Here is an 18,257-nt window from a genome sequence, read left to right as displayed (position 1 = left end):
GATCATTCCCTTGTTATCTCTGGAGCAACTTGCCGGATGGATGGTTTGAACCATGCACTTGTCCATGGCAATTCATACAGGAATTAGCCGAGGTGAAGGCATTGGTTTGATTACCAAAGTAAGCATTACTGCTGTGGCCATCGGAGGCGTGGCACTGTTGGCATAACTGTGGCGGTTTGCTGATGAGCATGGATTCGTTGACGCTGCCGTGGGGGTTATGGCAGTTCGCGCAATTATCGGTGACTGGCGCATGTTCCCACAATTTAGGACCGCGTTTTTCGGCGTGGCAACTGTAACAGTTTTCGTTGACGCTCATTTGCTTCAGACTGGCATCATTTAAACTGCCATGGGGATTGTGGCAATCGCTACAGACCATTTGTTGCCATTGCAATGGATGGGATGAGCGTTTGTGCATATCCGCTTTTTGCTGAGTATGGCATTGGGTACAAATCGCTACTTCGTTCGCTTTGTCGCTAATAGGATCTTTTGCCACGTGTACTTGGTGGCAGCTACTGCAAGGGATATCGGCATTGTCATGGTGGTTACCTTTCCATGCGATGCGTTGATCGTCGTTATGGCAACTCATACAAACACTGTTTTGTTTTTGCGCGGGAACGGGGGAATTCTGGCCGAAGGTGATCATCGGTTCTTTGCCGCCCTTGTTATGATTACCGAGTGGGCCGTGGCAAGCCTCACACTGTAAGTCGGCCATGGGGGAATCTTTGACATTAGGATTACCATGTACACCATCAAAAATGGCCATCACAGTGGCACTTTTCTTATGGCACATCAGGCAAGTGTCAGCCCCTTTGGCCGAGTACTTACCTTCGGCAAACTTTTTGTCCAAAGTCGCGACGACCTCCTCGGGTGGCTTGTCATCCCAAGGTGTTGCTACCGTTGAAAGGCTGAGTATCGATAACATCAGAGCAAGCATAACCTGAGTTATGCTTTTGAACTTTAAACCTATATCCATGTTCATCTATTCCCGAGTGCGTTTTATTTGTTATTTTTCAAGCTTTCGACATCGCTAATTTAGTTGATTAATATTAGAACAAACATGTGACAAGTGCTTAACATTTTTTAGCTGGTTGACTGTAAAGAGGAATGATTTTGTAGGGATAAACAATAAGTGTGATCAATGTCTCACTTTGTACCGAGGATGACTTTTTTTAACGCTTATTGAACATGTTTTTCCATTGCAATAAATGGTGGCAGCTAGCTGGCATTTTTATTTTCGGTCAGGCGTTTATTCATTGAGATTTTTGTCACATAATACTCAACACAATTGAAAACTATTATCGTTACCAGTCAAAAAGCTTGATCTAGGTAAAGTTATTAGCTCCATAGCTCAGATACAATGAACACAGTTTTTCAAGCTGAAGCTGTTACAAGGTGAAATAGGTAATGAAGTTAAGCGAACTCAGTCCCGGTGACCGTGGCATTATTTCTGAAATCGGGCGATTAGATTTGCCGCAAACAGTGAAGCGTAAATTATTGTCCATGGGCATTACCCCAAATACACGATTTTCTTTGATTCGCCGAGCGCCAATGGGCTCTGGTTTAGAGCTGGATATTCGTGGTAGTAAGCTTTGTATGCGCAGAGACTTGGCAGACATTATTGAGGTGGAAAAGGCGAATGACTAAGCAGTTTCATTGCGTCACCGTTGGTAACCCAAACGCTGGGAAATCAACACTCTTTAACGCGCTTACAGGCGCGAATCAGCAAGTTGGCAACTGGTCCGGTGTGACGGTTGAGAAAAAAACCGGTCATTTCACTCTCAATGGTGCTGACGTTTACTTAACCGACTTACCCGGTATCTACGATTTACTCCCTGCGGGTAATAGCTGTGATTGTTCTCTCGATGAGCAGATTGCTCAACAATATCTCGCCGAACAACGTGTCGATGGCATCATTAACTTAGTTGATGCGACCAATATCGAGCGCCACCTCTATTTGACGGCACAACTCCGTGAATTGTCGATCCCTATGGTGGTGGTGTTGAACAAAATCGATGCTGCTATCAAGCGTGGCATTCGTGTCGATTTAAAGAAAATGAGTCAAGAATTGGGCTGCCCAGTGATTGGGGTTTGTTCTCGCGATCCTGCTGATGTTGCTAAAGTACAAGCGCAAGTGCTTGACTTACTTCAAGGTCGTGTATCTGAAGCGCCTTTGTTACTTGATTACGACGAGCAAATTGAAGCAGGCGTGCAACTACTTTGTAGTAAAGATCCCAACTTAAGCCGTGGCCGCGCCTTAGCTATGTTGGGTAACGGTTCTGGTTGTGGCAGCTGTAAAAATGCTGAGCTTCAGGATGAGGTGAATACTTGTACTCAGCAAATTGCGCAGCAAGGACACGACATTGAAGTGATGGTCGCAACCACTCGCTTTAATTTTGTTGAGCGAGTATTCCAAGGTTCCGTTAAAGCCGATGGCTTCTTAACCTTGAGCGATAAACTCGATAAATTAGTCTTACATCCCGTACTTGGGATTCCGGTGTTCTTATTTGTCATGTATTTGATGTTTATGTTCAGCATCAACATCGGCAGTGCGTTTATCGATTTCTTCGATGTGTTTGCAGGGGCATTACTGGTCGATCATTTTGGTGCATTGCTCAATAACATAGGCGCGCCAGCTTGGTTGGTGACTATCCTTGCGGGTGGTGTGGGCCAAGGTATTCAAACGGTTTCTACGTTTATTCCTGTGATTGCGGCATTATTCCTTGGTTTATCTGTTCTTGAAAGTTCGGGCTATATGGCTCGTGCCGCGTTTGTGGTTGACGGATTAATGCGTCGCATAGGCTTACCGGGCAAAGCTTTCGTACCAATGATCGTGGGCTTTGGTTGCTCTGTGCCAGCCATTATGGCAACGCGTACCTTAGGCAGTGAGCGTGAGCGTATTGTCACGGGAATGATGGCTCCCTTTATGTCTTGTGGTGCCCGGTTGCCTGTGTATGCACTATTTGCGGCGGCATTTTTTCCAGACTCTGGCCAAAACCTGGTATTTTTACTGTATATCATCGGGATTTTTGCGGCCATCGGTACCGGATTGTTGCTGCGAAGCACTTTATTACCAGGCACCAGTAGTGCGGTAGTGATGGAGTTACCAAGCTATGAGTTGCCTAAATTTAAAGCAGTGATGGTGCGTACTGGTAAGCGGACTAAGAGTTTTATCCTTGGTGCGGGTAAAACCATTGTGCTGGTGGTGACACTGCTCAACTTTATCAATGCGATTGGTATTGATGGCACTTTTGGCCACGAGGATAGCCAAGCGTCACTCTTAAGTGTAGCGAGCCAGAAAGTGACTCCAATCTTTGCGCCGATGGGGATTGAACAAGATAACTGGCCTGCAACCGTAGGTATTATCACCGGGATTTTTGCTAAAGAAGCGGTGGTGGGAACACTCAATAGCTTATATACCAATGCGGCGCCTGAGGACGGTGAATTAACACCACTAGCAGACAGCTTTAACGAGGCACTTGCGACCATTCCTGCAAACTTGTTCGGTTTGGATTTGGAAGACCCGCTTAAGTTATCTGTGGGTGATGTATCCAGTACCGATGTTGCGGCAGAGGCGCAAGGTGTTGCAACGTCAACCTTTAGTGCCTTGCAATCTGGGTTTACTACCAAGGTAGCGGCGTTCTCTTACCTGTTGTTTATTTTACTCTATACTCCCTGTGTTGCGGCGATGGGCGCTTTAGTGAACGAGTTTGGTACTCGTTGGGCAACGTTTGCAGCGACATGGACATTCTCTCTGGCCTATGGCAGTGCAACTATCGCTTACCAAGTAGCAACCTTTGCCGAGCACCCATTGCAATCGGGTTTATGGATTGGTTTCTTCCTCAGTGCGTTAGTCATATTCTATCTATGGCTAAAACGTAAAGGGCGCAGAACTCAGCAAATTATCCCCGGCGTGCGGATTATTACTGAGTAAATCCCTGAGTAATAAATGTCAGCTTAGTGGTTACAAAGATAAAAGCAGCTTTCACGGCTGCTTTTATTGTTTTACTATCCACGGCATAACCCTTAGTTTTTAATACTGGGCATTGTAACTGGCCGAGATCTGTAGGATCATGCTGGTTTTGTTAAAATTGCCATTGTTCGCAAAGAGGAATTCCATGAGTCATGTGGACACTGAAGTACGTCCGAGTAACTTTATTCGTAATATCATTGATGAGGATCTGAAAAGCGGTAAGCACACGAGTGTGCAGACGCGTTTTCCACCCGAGCCAAATGGTTATTTACATATAGGTCATGCTAAGTCCATCTGTTTGAACTTTGGCATCGCCCGCGATTACCAAGGTCTCTGTAACTTACGATTTGATGATACCAACCCTGAAAAAGAAGACATCGATTATGTCAATTCTATTCAGGCGGATGTGCGTTGGTTGGGATTCCAGTGGGATGGTGAGGTGCGTTATTCCTCTAACTATTTCGACCAATTACATCAATATGCCGTTGAGTTAATCAATAAAGGCTTAGCCTATGTGTGTTTTCTCAATGCTGATGAAACCCGTGAATACCGTGGCACGTTAAAAGAGCCTGGTAAAAATAGCCCTTATCGCGATACTCCTGTGGAAGAAAACCTGCGCTTATTTGAAAAAATGCGTCTAGGTGAATTCAAAGAGGGCGAATGTGCGCTGCGCGCTAAGATTGATATGGCATCGCCTTTCATGTGTATGCGCGATCCGGTGATTTACCGTATTCGTTTTGCTCACCATCACCAAACGGGTGATAAGTGGTGCATTTATCCAATGTACGATTTTACTCACTGTATTTCCGATGCGCTCGAGCACATTACTCACTCATTATGTACACTTGAGTTCCAAGACAACCGTCGTCTGTATGACTGGGTTCTCGATAATTTAGATGATTTCCAAGCGCCAAATCGTACTCGTCAATATGAGTTTTCACGCTTAAATCTTGAATATACGCTGATGTCTAAGCGTAAATTAAATGACTTAGTGACACGCAAGTTAGTAACTGGCTGGGATGATCCCCGTATGCCAACAATTGCAGGTCTACGCCGTCGTGGTTATACCCCAGCGTCTATCCGCGAGTTTTGCCAACGTATTGGTATCACTAAGCAAGAAAACATGATTGAAGCGGCGATGCTCGATGCCTGCATCCGTGAAGAGCTAAACGAACATGCCCCACGTGCGATGGCCGTACTGCGCCCATTAAAAGTGGTGATTGAGAACTACCCAGAAGGTCAAATCGAGACGATTCAAGCGGCTTCTCACCCAAGCGATGAAAGCATGGGGACGCGCGAACTCGCCTTTGGCCGCGAACTGTATATCGATGTGGCTGACTTCAGAGAAGAAGCCAATAAGCAGTACAAACGTCTAGTCATGGGCAAAGAAGTGCGCCTGCGTAACGCCTATGTGATTAAAGCCGAACGTTGTGACAAAGACAGTGAAGGTAATATCACTACCGTCTACTGTAGCTACGATGCCGATACTTTAGGTAAAAACCCTGCCGATGGTCGCAAGGTGAAAGGCGTAATCCATTGGGTTGAAGCGACTACGGCTAAACCTGCTGAGTTCCGTTTATACCAACGCTTGTTCACTGATCCAAATCCTGCTGCTGCCGAGACAGTGGATGAAGTGCTTAACCCTAACTCACTTGAAGTGGTTAATGGTTTAGTTGAAGCAAGCCTTGCGAATGCGCCAGCGGAAAAAGCTTATCAGTTTGAGCGTGAAGGTTATTTCTGTGCTGACAATAAAGACTCTTCAGCCGAGCATTTAGTGTTTAACCTAACAGTTGCACTGCGGGACTCGTTTGAATAGCAAGTTGTTGGCCGCGATAATCTCTGTCGCGACTAACTGTCAACAGCAGTAAAGAATAAAAAGGCCCTTAGTGTTTTCAAGCTAAGGGCCTTTTCTGTTTTACAACTTTTCGTTTTCAACACGTCTATTTGCCACTATCAATTTGTCACTATCAGTATTTCAAGTCGTTTGCACCTGAGTGCGGATTAATCCCTTATTGGTACATAGGACCAAAGCCAATGCTCCAGAGGATAACACTGGTGGCCATTAATCCAACCAAGAGCACTAAACCTGCTGTGACCATAGAACTGGCGTAAATAAAGCCTTTCTCTTCAGGGATATTCATAATAATGGGCACACCTGCATATAGCAGATAAACCGAGTAGGCTAAGCCAATCAGCCCAACAATCATAATAAACCAGAGTACTGGGTAGAGTGCCGCCAAACCAACCATAAACAGCGGTGTTGCGGTGTAGGACGCGAGTTCTAATGCTTGGGTGAAAGTTGGCTGAGCATCGAAGGTTTTTGCCATCCAAAAGGCTAAATAGGCGAGGGCAAAGACGCCTGCAATTAGGCCAAAATACATACCTACGGACATAAACATCGCACTTTGCGGCGTGAGATAAATAGGATCACCAGCTCCTGGATTCCAGCCAATGTAAGCTGTTGCAATAAAGCTACAGACAGCGGGAATGAGTGCGATGAGAAGAACGTGACTTAAGCTGCTTTTGAGTGCTTCATGGTTTTGTTCAATCGCATGCCACTCTTGCTTTGGATGAGTGTATAACCCCATTAAGTGATTCAGTATCATTATAATTATCCTTGTTCAGCATTGATGTTGGCTCGCCAAACGTCAGACGAGCTGATAACAGCTCTGCAATCAGGGTTAATGCTCCACAATCCCTTTAACTCCCGATTGCCTACTCTTTGAATTGAGATGTGCCGTGATCAGGATCTCAGTTCTTAAAGTGTAGATTATTTATTGAACAAAAAGTTCAGCTAGTCAAGTTTACTGGTGTCTAAAGCTATAGCTTGTTGATAATTACGCGTAAAATATGGCGATATTTTCTTTAAGATTTTTGAGTGATCCCATGCAGCAATTACTGGCACCTGTTCATGCGTTTCTTCGTTGTGAGACGCCGCAAACTTGGATTGATGTAGCAAGAGCCTCTGCCTCGTTAGATGAACTCTTAATTGACCATTGTAATTGTGAGCTAAAAGCGGCGCAGACTGCGATGTTCTTATTGAGGCGATATGCCTTGGATAAAGACAGCGGACAATCGCTATTGGCATGGGCGAAACCCTATGAGGAATTTGTTTATCATAAGGATCGCAATATCGAGCAGTTTTTGGCTCGTGATGTCAAAAAGAATGAGTTGGTAGCCAATCTACAGCCGAATCAACATTTTGCTTTTGCACAGGATCTGATCCCACCACTGATCCGTTTGATAAAAGAAGAATTCCATCATTTTGAGCAAGTGCTGGAGCTGATGCACGCACGGCAAATCCCATATCGTAATATTCGTGCTGGGCGTTACGCAAAAGGGATGATGAGCCACGTGACCACCCATGAGAAGGATATTCTGCGGGATAAGTTGATTGTGGGTGCATACATTGAGGCGCGCTCCTGTGAGCGCTTTGCCAAATTAGCGCCTTACTTGGATGCAGAGTTAAGTAAGTTTTATGTGTCACTGCTGCGCTCAGAGGCGCGTCATTTTGAGGATTATCTTAAGCTGGCACAGTTAGTATCGACTGAGGATATCAGCGAGCGAGTTGCTTATTTTGGCGAGAGAGAAGCCGAATTGATTATGGCGCCCGATGACGAGTTTCATTTCCACAGTGGTCAACCCTTAGTTGCCCAGTGGGAAAGATAAATAGCGGCCTCAACCATATTCAGGTATGAGGCCTTAGCGGTAGATGTGTTAATGGTGAAGACGCTATAGGTGCTTAGCTGGCGTCGAAGGGCAGACTTTTTAACTCCACACCGTCGGCGCTGACCACTAACACGCTGCCTTGCTCGTACCAATCACCGACTACAATGCGTTTGCAGCCATTGTTTAATTCATGGATAGCAGGCCTATGGGTATGACCGTGGATCATCTGTTTGCTGTGGGTTTGAGCAAATAACGCATTCACCGCACTGGGTTCTACGTCCATAATCACATAGCTTTTTTGCTGATTACTGCTTTGGCTGTTACTGCGGATTTTATTGGCAATGGCTTGACGTTTTTTCTTCGGCAAACAGCTATAAAGCCAACGGGCAAAGGCAAAACTGCGTAATTTGCGAAAGCGTTGGTAGGCTTTATCTAAGGTACACAAGCTGTCGCCATGCAAAATAACCGTGTTAACACCATAGAGATCTAAGCATTTGACTTCGGGCAACATTTGCATACCCGCAGCATCGGCAAATTGTTTGCCTAACATAAAGTCACGATTACCGTGAATAAAGTAGATGGGCAAGGTTTGGGAGACTTGCTTGAGCTTGCGCGCTAATTCGATGGCAAAGGGCAAGGCTAAATCGTCGCCGACCCATACCTCAAAGAGATCCCCCAGAATATAGAGAGCATCTACATCATCAAGTTCGGTATCGAGAAAACGATTAAAGGCTTGGGTGATATCGAGGCGATCGGCACTTAAGTGCAGATCGCCAATAAATAAGGTTCGCATCCTAGGGAATTAGGCCGCACTTACTTTTTCAATCACAACCGCTTCTAATGGCACATCTTGGTGCATGCCACGGTTACCAGTGCTGACAGCTTTGATTTTTTCAACGATGTCCATGCCTTCAACCACTTCACCAAACACGCAGTAACCCCAACCTTGCATGCTTTCAGATTTGAAATCGAGAAAGGTGTTATCGTTGACGTTGATGAAAAACTGAGCCGTCGCTGAGTGTGGGTCCGAAGTACGCGCCATCGCGATAGTACCAGTACGGTTTGATAAACCGTTGTTGGCTTCGTTTTTCACTGGCTCATGGCAACGTTTTTGGCTCATTTCAGCGGTAAAACCACCGCCTTGGATCATAAAGCCGTCAATTACACGGTGGAAAATGGTGCCGTCGAAGAAACCTTCGTCAACATATTTCATAAAGTTTGCCACGGTCAGCGGGGCTTTTTCGGCGTTCAGTTGCAGTTTAATGTCGCCAAAATTAGTGTGTAATGTGATCATGTTTTCATACTCTCAGTAAATAGTGGCGCGATTCTAACTTATCTCGGATTGCGCGCAAAGTGCAGTATTCAAAACCCTCGTCAGCGTGGTAGACTGACCCCTTGATTTTACACTTGAATCTATCTTTGAAGAGAATACCGATGTTGAAGATTTACAACAGTATTACCCGCCAAAAACAGGAATTTAAGCCTATTAATCCCGGAAAAGTTGGGATGTATGTATGTGGCGTGACCGTTTACGATCTCTGTCATATTGGCCATGGGCGTACTTTTGTTTCCTTCGATATGATCGTTCGCTACCTGCGTTACGCGGGTTATGAAGTGAATTTCCAGCGCAACATCACCGATATTGATGACAAAATCATCAAGCGTGCTAACGAAAACCAAGAAGACTGCAATACATTAACCGATCGCTTGATTGGTGAAATGCACAAGGATTTCGATGCGCTGAATATGATCCGTCCCGATTTCGAACCACGTGCCACTCTGCACATTGCCGAAATCATCGATATGGTCGAACGTTTATTGGCCCGTGGTCATGCTTATATCGCTGCCGATGGCGATGTGCTGTTTAGTGTGGCCTCTTTCCCCGAATACGGTCGCCTATCTGGCCAGAATCTGGAGCAATTACAGGCTGGTGCACGGGTTGAGGTTGATGATAATAAGCAAAATCCAATGGATTTCGTGCTGTGGAAAATGTCTAAACCGGGTGAGCCAACATGGGAATCTCCATGGGGACCGGGTCGACCAGGCTGGCATATCGAATGTTCGGCGATGAATAGCAAGCACTTAGGTTTACATTTCGATATCCACGGTGGCGGCTCAGATTTACAGTTTCCACACCATGAGAATGAAATTGCCCAGTCTTGCTGCGCCCATGACACGCCATACGTAAATTATTGGATGCACACTGGCATGGTGATGATCGACCGCGAAAAGATGTCTAAATCTTTAGGCAACTTCTTCACCATTCGTGATGTATTAAGTCATTACGACGCTGAAACCGTACGTTACTTCCTGCTATCGGGTCACTATCGTAGCCAGATTAACTACTCTGAAGAAAACCTCAAGCAGGCGCGTGCGGCGTTAGAGCGTTTATACACTGCGATTAAAGATGTTGACCTGACTGTAGCGCCGGCACCTGCCGAAGAGTTTGTCGCTAAGTTTAAAGCGGCAATGGACGATGACTTTAACACCCCTGAAGCCTATTCAGTGCTGTTTGATATGGTGCGTGAGATCAACCGTCTGAAACTCACTGATATGGCAGAGGCTTCTGCATTAGCCGTGTCAATGAAACAACTTGCTGATGTGCTGGGCTTACTGCATCAATCTCCCGAGGCCTTCTTTAAAGGTGAGGGCAGTGACGATGAGGTTGCAGAGATTGAAGCATTGATCGTTGAACGTAACCGCGCTCGCAGTGAAAAAGATTGGCCAGCGGCTGACGTGGCGCGTAATCGGTTAAATGAGCTTGGTGTGGTCTTAGAGGATGGCCCAAGTGGCACCACTTGGCGTAAGAAATAGGCTTAATTAGCTATTGTTTTTAATAAAAAAATCTTCAGCCAATAAAAAAACCTGCATTATGCAGGTTTTTTTATGCTTGCCGAACCTAGAACCTAGTCGTGATATTGCTCGGCGGCATATAAGGTGTTTTCTAAAAGACTGGCTATGGTCATTGGTCCCACACCGCCAGGTACAGGTGTGATAAAGCTAGCGTTTTGCGCAGCAACATCATATTGCACGTCGCCTACTAAGGTGCCATTTTCTAAGCGGTTGATACCCACATCGATAACGATGGCGCCGGGTTTAATCCATTCACCGGGGATAAAGCCAGGTTTACCCACGGCAACCACCACTAAATCGGCTTGGCGAATTTTTTGTTCGAGGTTTTTAGTAAAACGATGGCAAGTTGTGGTGGTGCAGCCCGCAAGCAGTAGCTCGAGTGTCATTGGTCGGCCGACAATGTTCGAGGCACCAACGACAACCGCATCTAAGCCATAGGTATCGACGCCAGTGGATTTAATGAGTGTCATAATGCCCATCGGCGTGCAAGAGCGTAATACGGGAATACGCTGTGCTAAACGGCCAACGTTATACGGGTGGAAACCATCGACATCTTTATCGGGGCGAATGCGCTCGATCACTTTAGAGTCTTCGATATGGGCCGGTAATGGTAACTGCACTAATATCCCATCAATGTTAGGGTCATCGTTGAGTTGATCAATCAAGGCTAAGAGTTCTGCTTCGCTGCAGCTGGTATCGAGATCGTAGGAGCGAGAAATAAATCCCACTTCTTCACAGGCCTTACGTTTACTACCAACATAAACCTGAGAGGCGGGGTCTGCTCCCACGAGAATCACGGCTAAACCTGGTACGCGTTGTCCAGCCTCTTTACGGGCGGTAACTTTTTCGCGCAGTTGAGTGCGGATGGATTGAGCAATCGCCTTGCCGTCGATTATTTGGGCTGTCATGGGTGTAGGATATCCTTTATATTGGCGATGGTTAAAACGGTAGTTAACACAGAGATTGGCAATCGCGGCTATTTTAACAGGGCGTAGCGGGTGTGTCATGGCAAATGCCGTCGTGAAATGGATAAAAAAAAGCGTATTCGACTGATAATTCAGCATCTAGCATGAACGGTTAAAAAAATCGTTGACGGGTGCAAAGTGAGGGGCTAAGATGCGCTCCGTTCTCGAGCAGATGTGTTGATTTGCTTTGAAAACTTTTTTGGTGATTAGCGCAGTCCTGTAATGAATCCTGATTTTGGATGAGCGCGGGGCAGAGGAAACCCTCTGAGTTAATGCCAAATATAGTAAGACCTTCGGTGATTAGCGCAGTCCGGTAGCGCATCTGGTTTGGGACCAGAGGGTCAGAGGTTCGAATCCTCTATCACCGACCACTTTAATTGTTATTTGCTCGAGTGTTTACATGAGCGAGTAGCATGGATAGCCAAATGCTATCCAACGCCGGTTAGGATGCAGAGTAATCTGTAGACCATGCGCCCGTAGCTCAGTTGGATAGAGCACCCGCCTTCTAAGCGGGTGGTCGCAGGTTCGAATCCTGCCGGGCGTACCAGTTTCAGTGGTGATTGTAGCTCAGTTGGTAGAGTCCCGGATTGTGATTCCGGTTGTCGTGGGTTCGAGCCCCATCAGTCACCCCATTTTTAGTACTTTGAGTACAAAATAAAAAAAGCGACCTCTGGTCGCTTTTTTTATACCCTAGATTCGGCCGTTGAGGCTCGACTCTGCACAAAACGGTGGCTATAATGTCGCGTCTTGATAGATATCAACTAACAGCGACCTGTGCCAAAAGCCAGTAGTGGTGGGCATTGTAGTCAAATTTAATGATCAAGAAACGAATACCTGAATAGTTGAATATTCGACTATTACAAAGGACGTTAGACAAATTTCGAGGTAAAACAATGCAAGTTTCTGTTGAAGCAACCCAAGGCCTAGAGCGTCGCCTGACCATTTCTGTTCCTGCTGAACAAATTGAAAAACTGGTTAAAGACAGTTTACAACGTGAAGCTAAGCGTGCTCGTATCCCAGGTTTCCGTCCTGGCAAAGTGTCTGTTACTGTAATCAACAAACGTTATGGCGCAGCTATTCGTCAAGACATCACTGGTGAAGTGATGCAACGTAACTTTATCGAAGCGATCATCGCTGAGAAATTAAACCCAGCAGGTGCACCAACTTTCGTTCCAGGTGCAACTGACGGTGAAAAATTCGAATTCGTAGCAACTTTCGAAATCTACCCAGAAGTTGAGCTGAAAGGTTTAGATGCAATTGAAGTAGAGCAACCAAAAGCCTCTGTAACCGATGCAGATGTAGACAGCATGATCGAAACTTTACGTAAGCAACACGCGACTTTCGCCGCTGTTGAGCGTGAAGCCGCTGACGGCGACAAAGTGAAAATGAACTTTGTGGGTTCAGTTGATGGTGTTGAATTCGAAGGCGGCAAAGCTGAAGATTTCGAACTGCAATTAGGTAGTAACCGTATGATCCCAGGTTTTGAAGCGGGTATCTTAGGTCACAAAGCCGGTGAAGAGTTCGTTATCGACGTGACTTTCCCTGAAGAATATCACGCTGAAAACTTAAAAGGTAAAGCAGCTAAGTTTGCTATCACCTTAACTGAAGTATTAGCGGCTAACTTACCTGAAGTAAACGATGAGTTTGCAGCATTATTCGGTATCAGCGAAGGTGGTTTAGAAGCCCTTAAAGCTGAAATCCGTAAGAACATGAACCGTGAGCTTGAGCAAGCGTTAAAAGCTAATGTGAAAGAGCAAGTGATCGCAGGTTTATTAGCTAACAATGACATCGAACTGCCAAAAGCACTGATCGATGGTGAAGTTAACGTATTGCGTCAACAAGCGATGCAACGTTTCGGCGGTCAAACGGCGAACATGCCTGAACTGCCAGCTGAATTATTCACTGAGCAAGCAGCTCGTCGCGTGAAGATCGGTCTGTTATTAGGCGAAGTCATCAAGACTAACGAGCTGAAAGCGGAAGATGAGCGTGTACAAGGCTTAATCGCTTCTATGGCTTCTGCTTATGAAGATCCAAGTGAAGTGATTGCGTATTACAACAGCAATAAAGAGCTGATGCAAAACATGCGCAACGTTGCGCTTGAAGAGCAAGCTGTTGAAGCACTGCTTAAAACAGCCAAAGTGACCGAAAAAGAAGTCGCTTTTGAAGAATTTATGAACAAGGCTACAGGTCGCGCATAAGCTAAGCTTGACTTGATTGGCAGTTCGCCATTTATAATGGCTCGTATGAGGCTCCTCATGCGAGCCATTTTTATTTAGGGAAATGAATAATGCATAATGCGTCAGACATACAAAGTGCTTTAGTGCCTATGGTGATCGAACAGACTGCTAAGGGTGAACGCTCATTCGACATTTATTCTCGTCTGTTAAAAGAGCGGATTATCTTTTTAGTGGGTCAAGTTGAAGAGCATATGGCGAATCTGATTGTGGCGCAGTTGCTATTCCTCGAATCAGAAAGCCCAGATAAAGATATCTTTTTATATATCAACTCACCCGGTGGATCAGTCACCGCGGGCATGGCAATTTACGATACCATGCAATTTATTAAGCCTAATGTGAGTACGGTGTGTATTGGTCAAGCGGCCAGTATGGGCGCGTTTTTATTAGCTGGCGGTGAAAAGGGCAAGCGTTTCTGCTTACCTAATTCTCGCGTGATGATCCACCAACCACTGGGTGGATTCCAAGGTCAGGCTTCTGATATTGCTATTCATGCCCAAGAAATCTTAGGCATCAAGCATAAACTGAATCTGATGCTGTCAGAGCATACAGGCCAGCCACTCGAAGTAATTGAGCGTGATACTGATCGTGATAACTTCATGAGCGCTACTCAAGCTGTGGAATATGGTTTAGTTGACGCAGTGATGACTAAACGCAGCTGATTTTTACTTTTGACTGGGCTATGCTCTGTAAAGCAACGCTGAGTTTAAAGTGAACAAGTTTAAGATAAGCAGTAGAGCAGACTGCAAATGAGGTAATTAATGGGCGACAACAAAAATAATGGTGACAGCGGTAAATTGCTGTACTGCTCTTTTTGCGGTAAGAGCCAGCATGAAGTCAGAAAACTGATTGCAGGCCCATCAGTATATGTATGCGACGAATGTGTCGAGTTATGTAATGACATTATTCGTGAAGAGATTAAAGAAATCTCCCCCAAGCGTGATAATGATAAATTACCCACGCCACATGAGTTGCGTGCACATTTAGATGATTATGTCATTGGGCAGGACAGAGCTAAAAAAGTCCTTTCTGTTGCGGTATACAATCACTACAAACGTCTGAGAAATTCATCCCCTAAAGATGGGGTGGAATTGGGCAAGAGTAACATTCTGCTGATTGGTCCAACGGGCAGTGGTAAAACACTGCTGGCCGAAACGCTCGCGCGCTCATTGAATGTCCCATTTACTATGGCAGACGCTACCACCTTAACTGAAGCCGGTTATGTGGGTGAAGACGTTGAAAACATCATTCAAAAGCTGCTGCAAAAGTGCGATTACGATGTTGAGAAAGCGCAGCGCGGTATTGTCTATATCGACGAAATCGACAAAATCAGCCGTAAATCAGATAACCCATCGATTACCCGTGATGTATCGGGTGAAGGCGTACAGCAAGCGCTGCTGAAACTTATCGAAGGTACGGTTGCCGCGGTTCCGCCTCAAGGTGGACGTAAGCATCCACAGCAAGAGTTTTTACAGGTAGATACCTCTAAGATCCTGTTTATCTGTGGTGGTGCATTTGCGGGTCTTGAAAAGGTGATTGAACAACGTGCTCATGTTGGTTCGGGTATCGGTTTTGGTGCGCAAGTTAAAGGCGAAAAAGATAAAGCAACGATATCTGAAACCCTGTCTCAAGTTGAGCCAGGCGATTTAGTTAAATACGGCTTGATCCCCGAGTTTATTGGCCGTCTACCAGTCGTTGCTACACTAACTGAATTGGATGAAGATGCATTAGTGCAAATTCTGTCTGAGCCTAAAAATGCCTTAACTAAGCAGTACAACGCACTGTTTGATATGGAAGGTGTCGAATTAGAGTTTCGCGAAGATGCACTTAAAGCGATTGCCCATAAAGCCATGTCACGTAAAACAGGTGCCCGTGGTTTACGCTCAATCGTAGAAGGTATCTTACTTGATACTATGTATGATATCCCATCGATAGAAGGTGTAGTGAAAGCGGTTGTCGATGAGTCAGTGGTTAATGGTGAGTCTGCACCGATTCTGATTTATGAGCGCAATGAAGCACAGGCGGCTTCTGGCGAACAATAATTGTACAGATAGCTAATAAACTGAAAATCAAGGAGTCCAATGGGCTCCTTTTTTCGTATTGACCATTGAAAGGGCCTAAACCGCCCCAATATACTCCTTAACAAATCCCTTTTATTTAAACGGAATCGAACTATGACCTTAGAGCGTGAAGCGCATATCGAACTCCCCGTGCTGCCACTGAGAGATGTGGTGGTCTATCCCCATATGGTAATTCCGTTGTTCGTTGGCCGAGAAAAATCGATTCGTTGTCTCGAAACGGCAATGGCCCAGGATAAGCAAATTATTTTAGTTGCTCAGCGTGATGCTGAGTTAGATGAGCCGACCAAAGACGATATCTTTGACGTTGGTACAGTGGCATCTATTCTGCAACTGCTGAAACTACCAGACGGTACAGTCAAAGTGTTGGTCGAAGGTGGTCGCCGCGCCCGTATTACGCGTTATACCCAAGAAACAGATTTCTTTGTGGCTAAGGCTGAATATCTCGAATCTGAGCCTTTAGAAGACAAAGAAGAGGAAGTCTTGGTTCGTAGCGCGATTGGCCAATTTGAAGGCTATATCAAGCTCAACAAGAAGATCCCGCCAGAGGTTTTAACCTCTCTTTCAGGTATCGATGAAGCGGCGCGCCTTGCTGACACGATGGCGGCTCACATGCCGCTTAAGCTTGAGGACAAACAATCCGTCCTTGAGATGACCAATATTGGCGAACGTCTTGAATATTTAATGGCGATGATGGAGTCGGAAATTGACCTGTTACAGGTTGAAAAACGCATCCGCACCCGCGTTAAAAAGCAGATGGAAAAGAGCCAACGTGAGTACTATCTGAACGAGCAAATGAAAGCCATCCAAAAAGAATTGGGTGACTTAGACGAAGGCCATGACGAATTTGAAGTCTTAAATCGTAAGATTGAAGAAGCCAATATGCCAAGCGATGCCAAAGAAAAGGCGGTCGCTGAACTGAACAAATTACGTATGATGTCGCCGATGTCTGCCGAAGCGACCGTGGTTCGTAGCTATGTAGATTGGATGACGTCTGTGCCTTGGAGTCAACGCTCTAAAATCAAACGTGATTTAGCGAAAGCCCAAGAAGTATTGGATACTGACCATTATGGTTTAGAGAAAGTTAAAGATCGCATTCTGGAATACTTGGCGGTGCAGAGCCGTGTGCGTCAACTGAAAGGGCCAATCCTGTGTTTAGTTGGACCACCAGGTGTAGGTAAAACCTCACTCGGTCAATCGATTGCCAAGGCGACGGGTCGTAAGTATGTGCGTGTTGCCTTAGGCGGCGTGCGTGATGAAGCGGAAATTCGCGGACATCGCCGCACCTACATTGGCTCTATGCCAGGTAAAATCATCCAAAAAATGGCCAAAGTGGGCGTGAAAAACCCCTTATTCCTGCTGGATGAAATCGACAAAATGAGTTCGGACATGCGTGGCGACCCAGCATCAGCACTATTAGAGGTGCTCGATCCTGAACAAAACGCGACTTTTAACGACCATTACCTCGAAGTCGACTACGACTTATCCGATGTAATGTTCGTGGCGACCTCGAATTCGATGAATATTCCGGGGCCACTTTTAGATCGTATGGAAGTGATCCGTCTGTCGGGTTATACCGAAGATGAAAAACTCAATATCGCTAAGCAGCATTTATTGACGAAACAAATCGAGCGTAACGGCCTTAAAGCGAATGAAATTCATATCGAAGACAGTGCGATAGTCGGCATCATCCGCTACTACACCCGTGAAGCGGGTGTGCGGGCGCTAGAACGTGAGTTGTCTAAGATTTGCCGTAAGGTCGTGAAAATGATCCTGCTGGATAAATCCATCAAGTCAGTTACAGTCACCGCGGATAATCTCAAGTCTTTCCTCGGTGTGCAGCGTTTTGACTATGGCAAGGCGGAATCGAACAACCAAATCGGTCAAGTCACAGGATTGGCTTGGACTGAAGTGGGTGGTGATTTGCTCACCATTGAAGCGACTTCAGTGCCCGGCAAAGGCAAGTTGACTTACACAGGCTCACTAGGCGATGTGATGCAAGAGTCGATTCAAGCGGCGATGACAGTTGTTCGCGCCCGTGCGGAACAATTAGGTATCAATGGCGACTTTTATGAGAAGCGTGATATCCATGTGCACGTACCAGAAGGAGCAACGCCGAAGGATGGTCCATCCGCAGGTGCTGCAATGTGTACTGCGCTTGTTTCCAGCCTCACTGGTAACCCTGTGCGCGCCGATGTGGCCATGACGGGTGAAATTACCTTACGCGGTGAAGTGTTACCTATCGGTGGTTTAAAAGAAAAACTGCTGGCAGCACATCGCGGTGGCATTAAATTGGTGCTTATTCCAAAAGAAAATGAGCGTGATCTGGAAGAAATTCCTGCCAATGTCATTGCCGATTTAGAAATTCGCCCTGTGCGTTGGGTCGACGAAGTGTTAAAACTGGCGCTAGAAAGACCCGTTGAAGGCTTCGAAGTGGTTAAAAACTTGGCATAACGCAAGAAAATGCGCTATGACGTTAAAAAAAATG

At 45.8% G+C, this 18,257-nt stretch carries 14 protein-coding genes and 3 tRNA genes; 12 read left to right on the top strand and 5 right to left on the bottom strand.

Going from position 1 to position 18,257, the window contains the following annotated elements; all coding sequences use genetic code 11:
• Nucleotides 1–13 precede the first annotated feature (13 nt).
• Nucleotides 14–979, bottom strand: coding sequence for a DmsE family decaheme c-type cytochrome (locus IEY09_RS07905; protein ID WP_188870536.1), 966 nt, complete (start codon nt 977–979; stop codon nt 14–16).
• Between the two features lie 425 nt (nt 980–1,404).
• Between IEY09_RS07905 and IEY09_RS07900 the strand changes: the two genes are divergently transcribed.
• From IEY09_RS07900 to glnS, 3 genes are all read left to right on the top strand, one after another.
• Nucleotides 1,405–1,644 carry a FeoA family protein gene (locus tag IEY09_RS07900; RefSeq protein ID WP_011623257.1) on the top strand — a complete coding sequence of 80 codons (240 nt, stop codon included), beginning with the start codon at nt 1,405–1,407 and terminating at the stop codon, nt 1,642–1,644.
• Entirely contained in the window at nt 1,637–3,931 is a 2,295-nt protein-coding gene (feoB, locus tag IEY09_RS07895; RefSeq protein WP_188870535.1) for a Fe(2+) transporter permease subunit FeoB, read from the top strand. Before IEY09_RS07900 ends, feoB begins: the two co-directional genes overlap by 8 nt.
• A gap of 184 nt (nt 3,932–4,115) precedes the next feature.
• Complete coding sequence (gene glnS / locus IEY09_RS07890; RefSeq protein ID WP_037417167.1) at nt 4,116–5,786, top strand: glutamine--tRNA ligase; 1,671 nt, start codon at nt 4,116–4,118, stop codon at nt 5,784–5,786.
• Between the two features lie 193 nt (nt 5,787–5,979).
• Here the strand turns inward: glnS and IEY09_RS07885 are convergent, their stop codons facing one another.
• Nucleotides 5,980–6,576 (bottom strand): Yip1 family protein, encoded by a 597-nt coding sequence (locus tag IEY09_RS07885; RefSeq protein WP_037427921.1) that lies wholly within the window; start codon nt 6,574–6,576, stop codon nt 5,980–5,982.
• 280 nt (nt 6,577–6,856) lie between these two features.
• On the opposite strand from IEY09_RS07885, the gene miaE reads away from it, so the two are divergent.
• Entirely contained in the window at nt 6,857–7,639 is a 783-nt protein-coding gene (gene miaE / locus IEY09_RS07880) for a tRNA isopentenyl-2-thiomethyl-A-37 hydroxylase MiaE (RefSeq protein WP_069454682.1), read from the top strand.
• Between the two features lie 73 nt (nt 7,640–7,712).
• Here miaE and IEY09_RS07875 read toward each other — a convergent pair whose 3' ends face one another.
• Together IEY09_RS07875 and IEY09_RS07870 are read right to left on the bottom strand one after the other, a co-directional pair.
• Nucleotides 7,713–8,432 (bottom strand): UDP-2,3-diacylglucosamine diphosphatase, encoded by a 720-nt coding sequence (locus IEY09_RS07875; RefSeq protein WP_037427923.1) that lies wholly within the window; start codon nt 8,430–8,432, stop codon nt 7,713–7,715.
• 9 nt (nt 8,433–8,441) lie between these two features.
• Nucleotides 8,442–8,933 carry a peptidylprolyl isomerase gene (locus IEY09_RS07870; RefSeq protein WP_011623251.1) on the bottom strand — a complete coding sequence of 164 codons (492 nt, stop codon included), beginning with the start codon at nt 8,931–8,933 and terminating at the stop codon, nt 8,442–8,444.
• Nucleotides 8,934–9,073: 140 nt separating this feature from the next.
• Between IEY09_RS07870 and cysS the strand changes: the two genes are divergently transcribed.
• On the top strand, nt 9,074–10,453 hold the full coding sequence (cysS, locus tag IEY09_RS07865) for a cysteine--tRNA ligase (protein WP_069454683.1): 1,380 nt from the start codon (nt 9,074–9,076) through the stop codon (nt 10,451–10,453).
• A gap of 92 nt (nt 10,454–10,545) precedes the next feature.
• Here cysS and folD read toward each other — a convergent pair whose 3' ends face one another.
• Entirely contained in the window at nt 10,546–11,400 is an 855-nt protein-coding gene (folD, locus tag IEY09_RS07860) for a bifunctional methylenetetrahydrofolate dehydrogenase/methenyltetrahydrofolate cyclohydrolase FolD (RefSeq protein ID WP_037428154.1), read from the bottom strand.
• A 351-nt stretch (nt 11,401–11,751) separates the two neighbouring features.
• Here folD and IEY09_RS07855 point away from each other — a divergent pair.
• From IEY09_RS07855 to lon, 7 genes are all read left to right on the top strand, one after another.
• Nucleotides 11,752–11,828, top strand: a tRNA-Pro gene (locus IEY09_RS07855).
• 99 nt (nt 11,829–11,927) lie between these two features.
• A tRNA-Arg gene (locus IEY09_RS07850) sits at nt 11,928–12,004 on the top strand.
• Between the two features lie 9 nt (nt 12,005–12,013).
• Nucleotides 12,014–12,089: transfer RNA gene (locus IEY09_RS07845), tRNA-His, on the top strand.
• Between the two features lie 261 nt (nt 12,090–12,350).
• Nucleotides 12,351–13,655: a trigger factor gene (gene tig, locus IEY09_RS07840; RefSeq protein ID WP_188870533.1), complete on the top strand. Its 1,305-nt coding sequence runs from the start codon at nt 12,351–12,353 to the stop codon at nt 13,653–13,655.
• A gap of 89 nt (nt 13,656–13,744) precedes the next feature.
• Nucleotides 13,745–14,353 carry an ATP-dependent Clp endopeptidase proteolytic subunit ClpP gene (clpP, locus tag IEY09_RS07835; protein ID WP_037417193.1) on the top strand — a complete coding sequence of 203 codons (609 nt, stop codon included), beginning with the start codon at nt 13,745–13,747 and terminating at the stop codon, nt 14,351–14,353.
• A 99-nt stretch (nt 14,354–14,452) separates the two neighbouring features.
• A complete protein-coding gene (gene clpX / locus IEY09_RS07830; RefSeq protein WP_188870531.1) occupies nt 14,453–15,733 on the top strand; it encodes an ATP-dependent protease ATP-binding subunit ClpX in 1,281 nt (426 codons plus the stop codon).
• A 132-nt stretch (nt 15,734–15,865) separates the two neighbouring features.
• On the top strand, nt 15,866–18,223 hold the full coding sequence (lon, locus tag IEY09_RS07825) for an endopeptidase La (protein WP_144345840.1): 2,358 nt from the start codon (nt 15,866–15,868) through the stop codon (nt 18,221–18,223).
• The last annotated feature ends 34 nt before the right edge of the window (nt 18,224–18,257 follow it).

The organism is Shewanella xiamenensis, from assembly GCF_014647135.1.
Classification (GTDB): Bacteria; Pseudomonadota; Gammaproteobacteria; order Enterobacterales; family Shewanellaceae; genus Shewanella; species Shewanella xiamenensis.
This window is presented reverse-complemented; position numbering and strand designations above follow the sequence as displayed.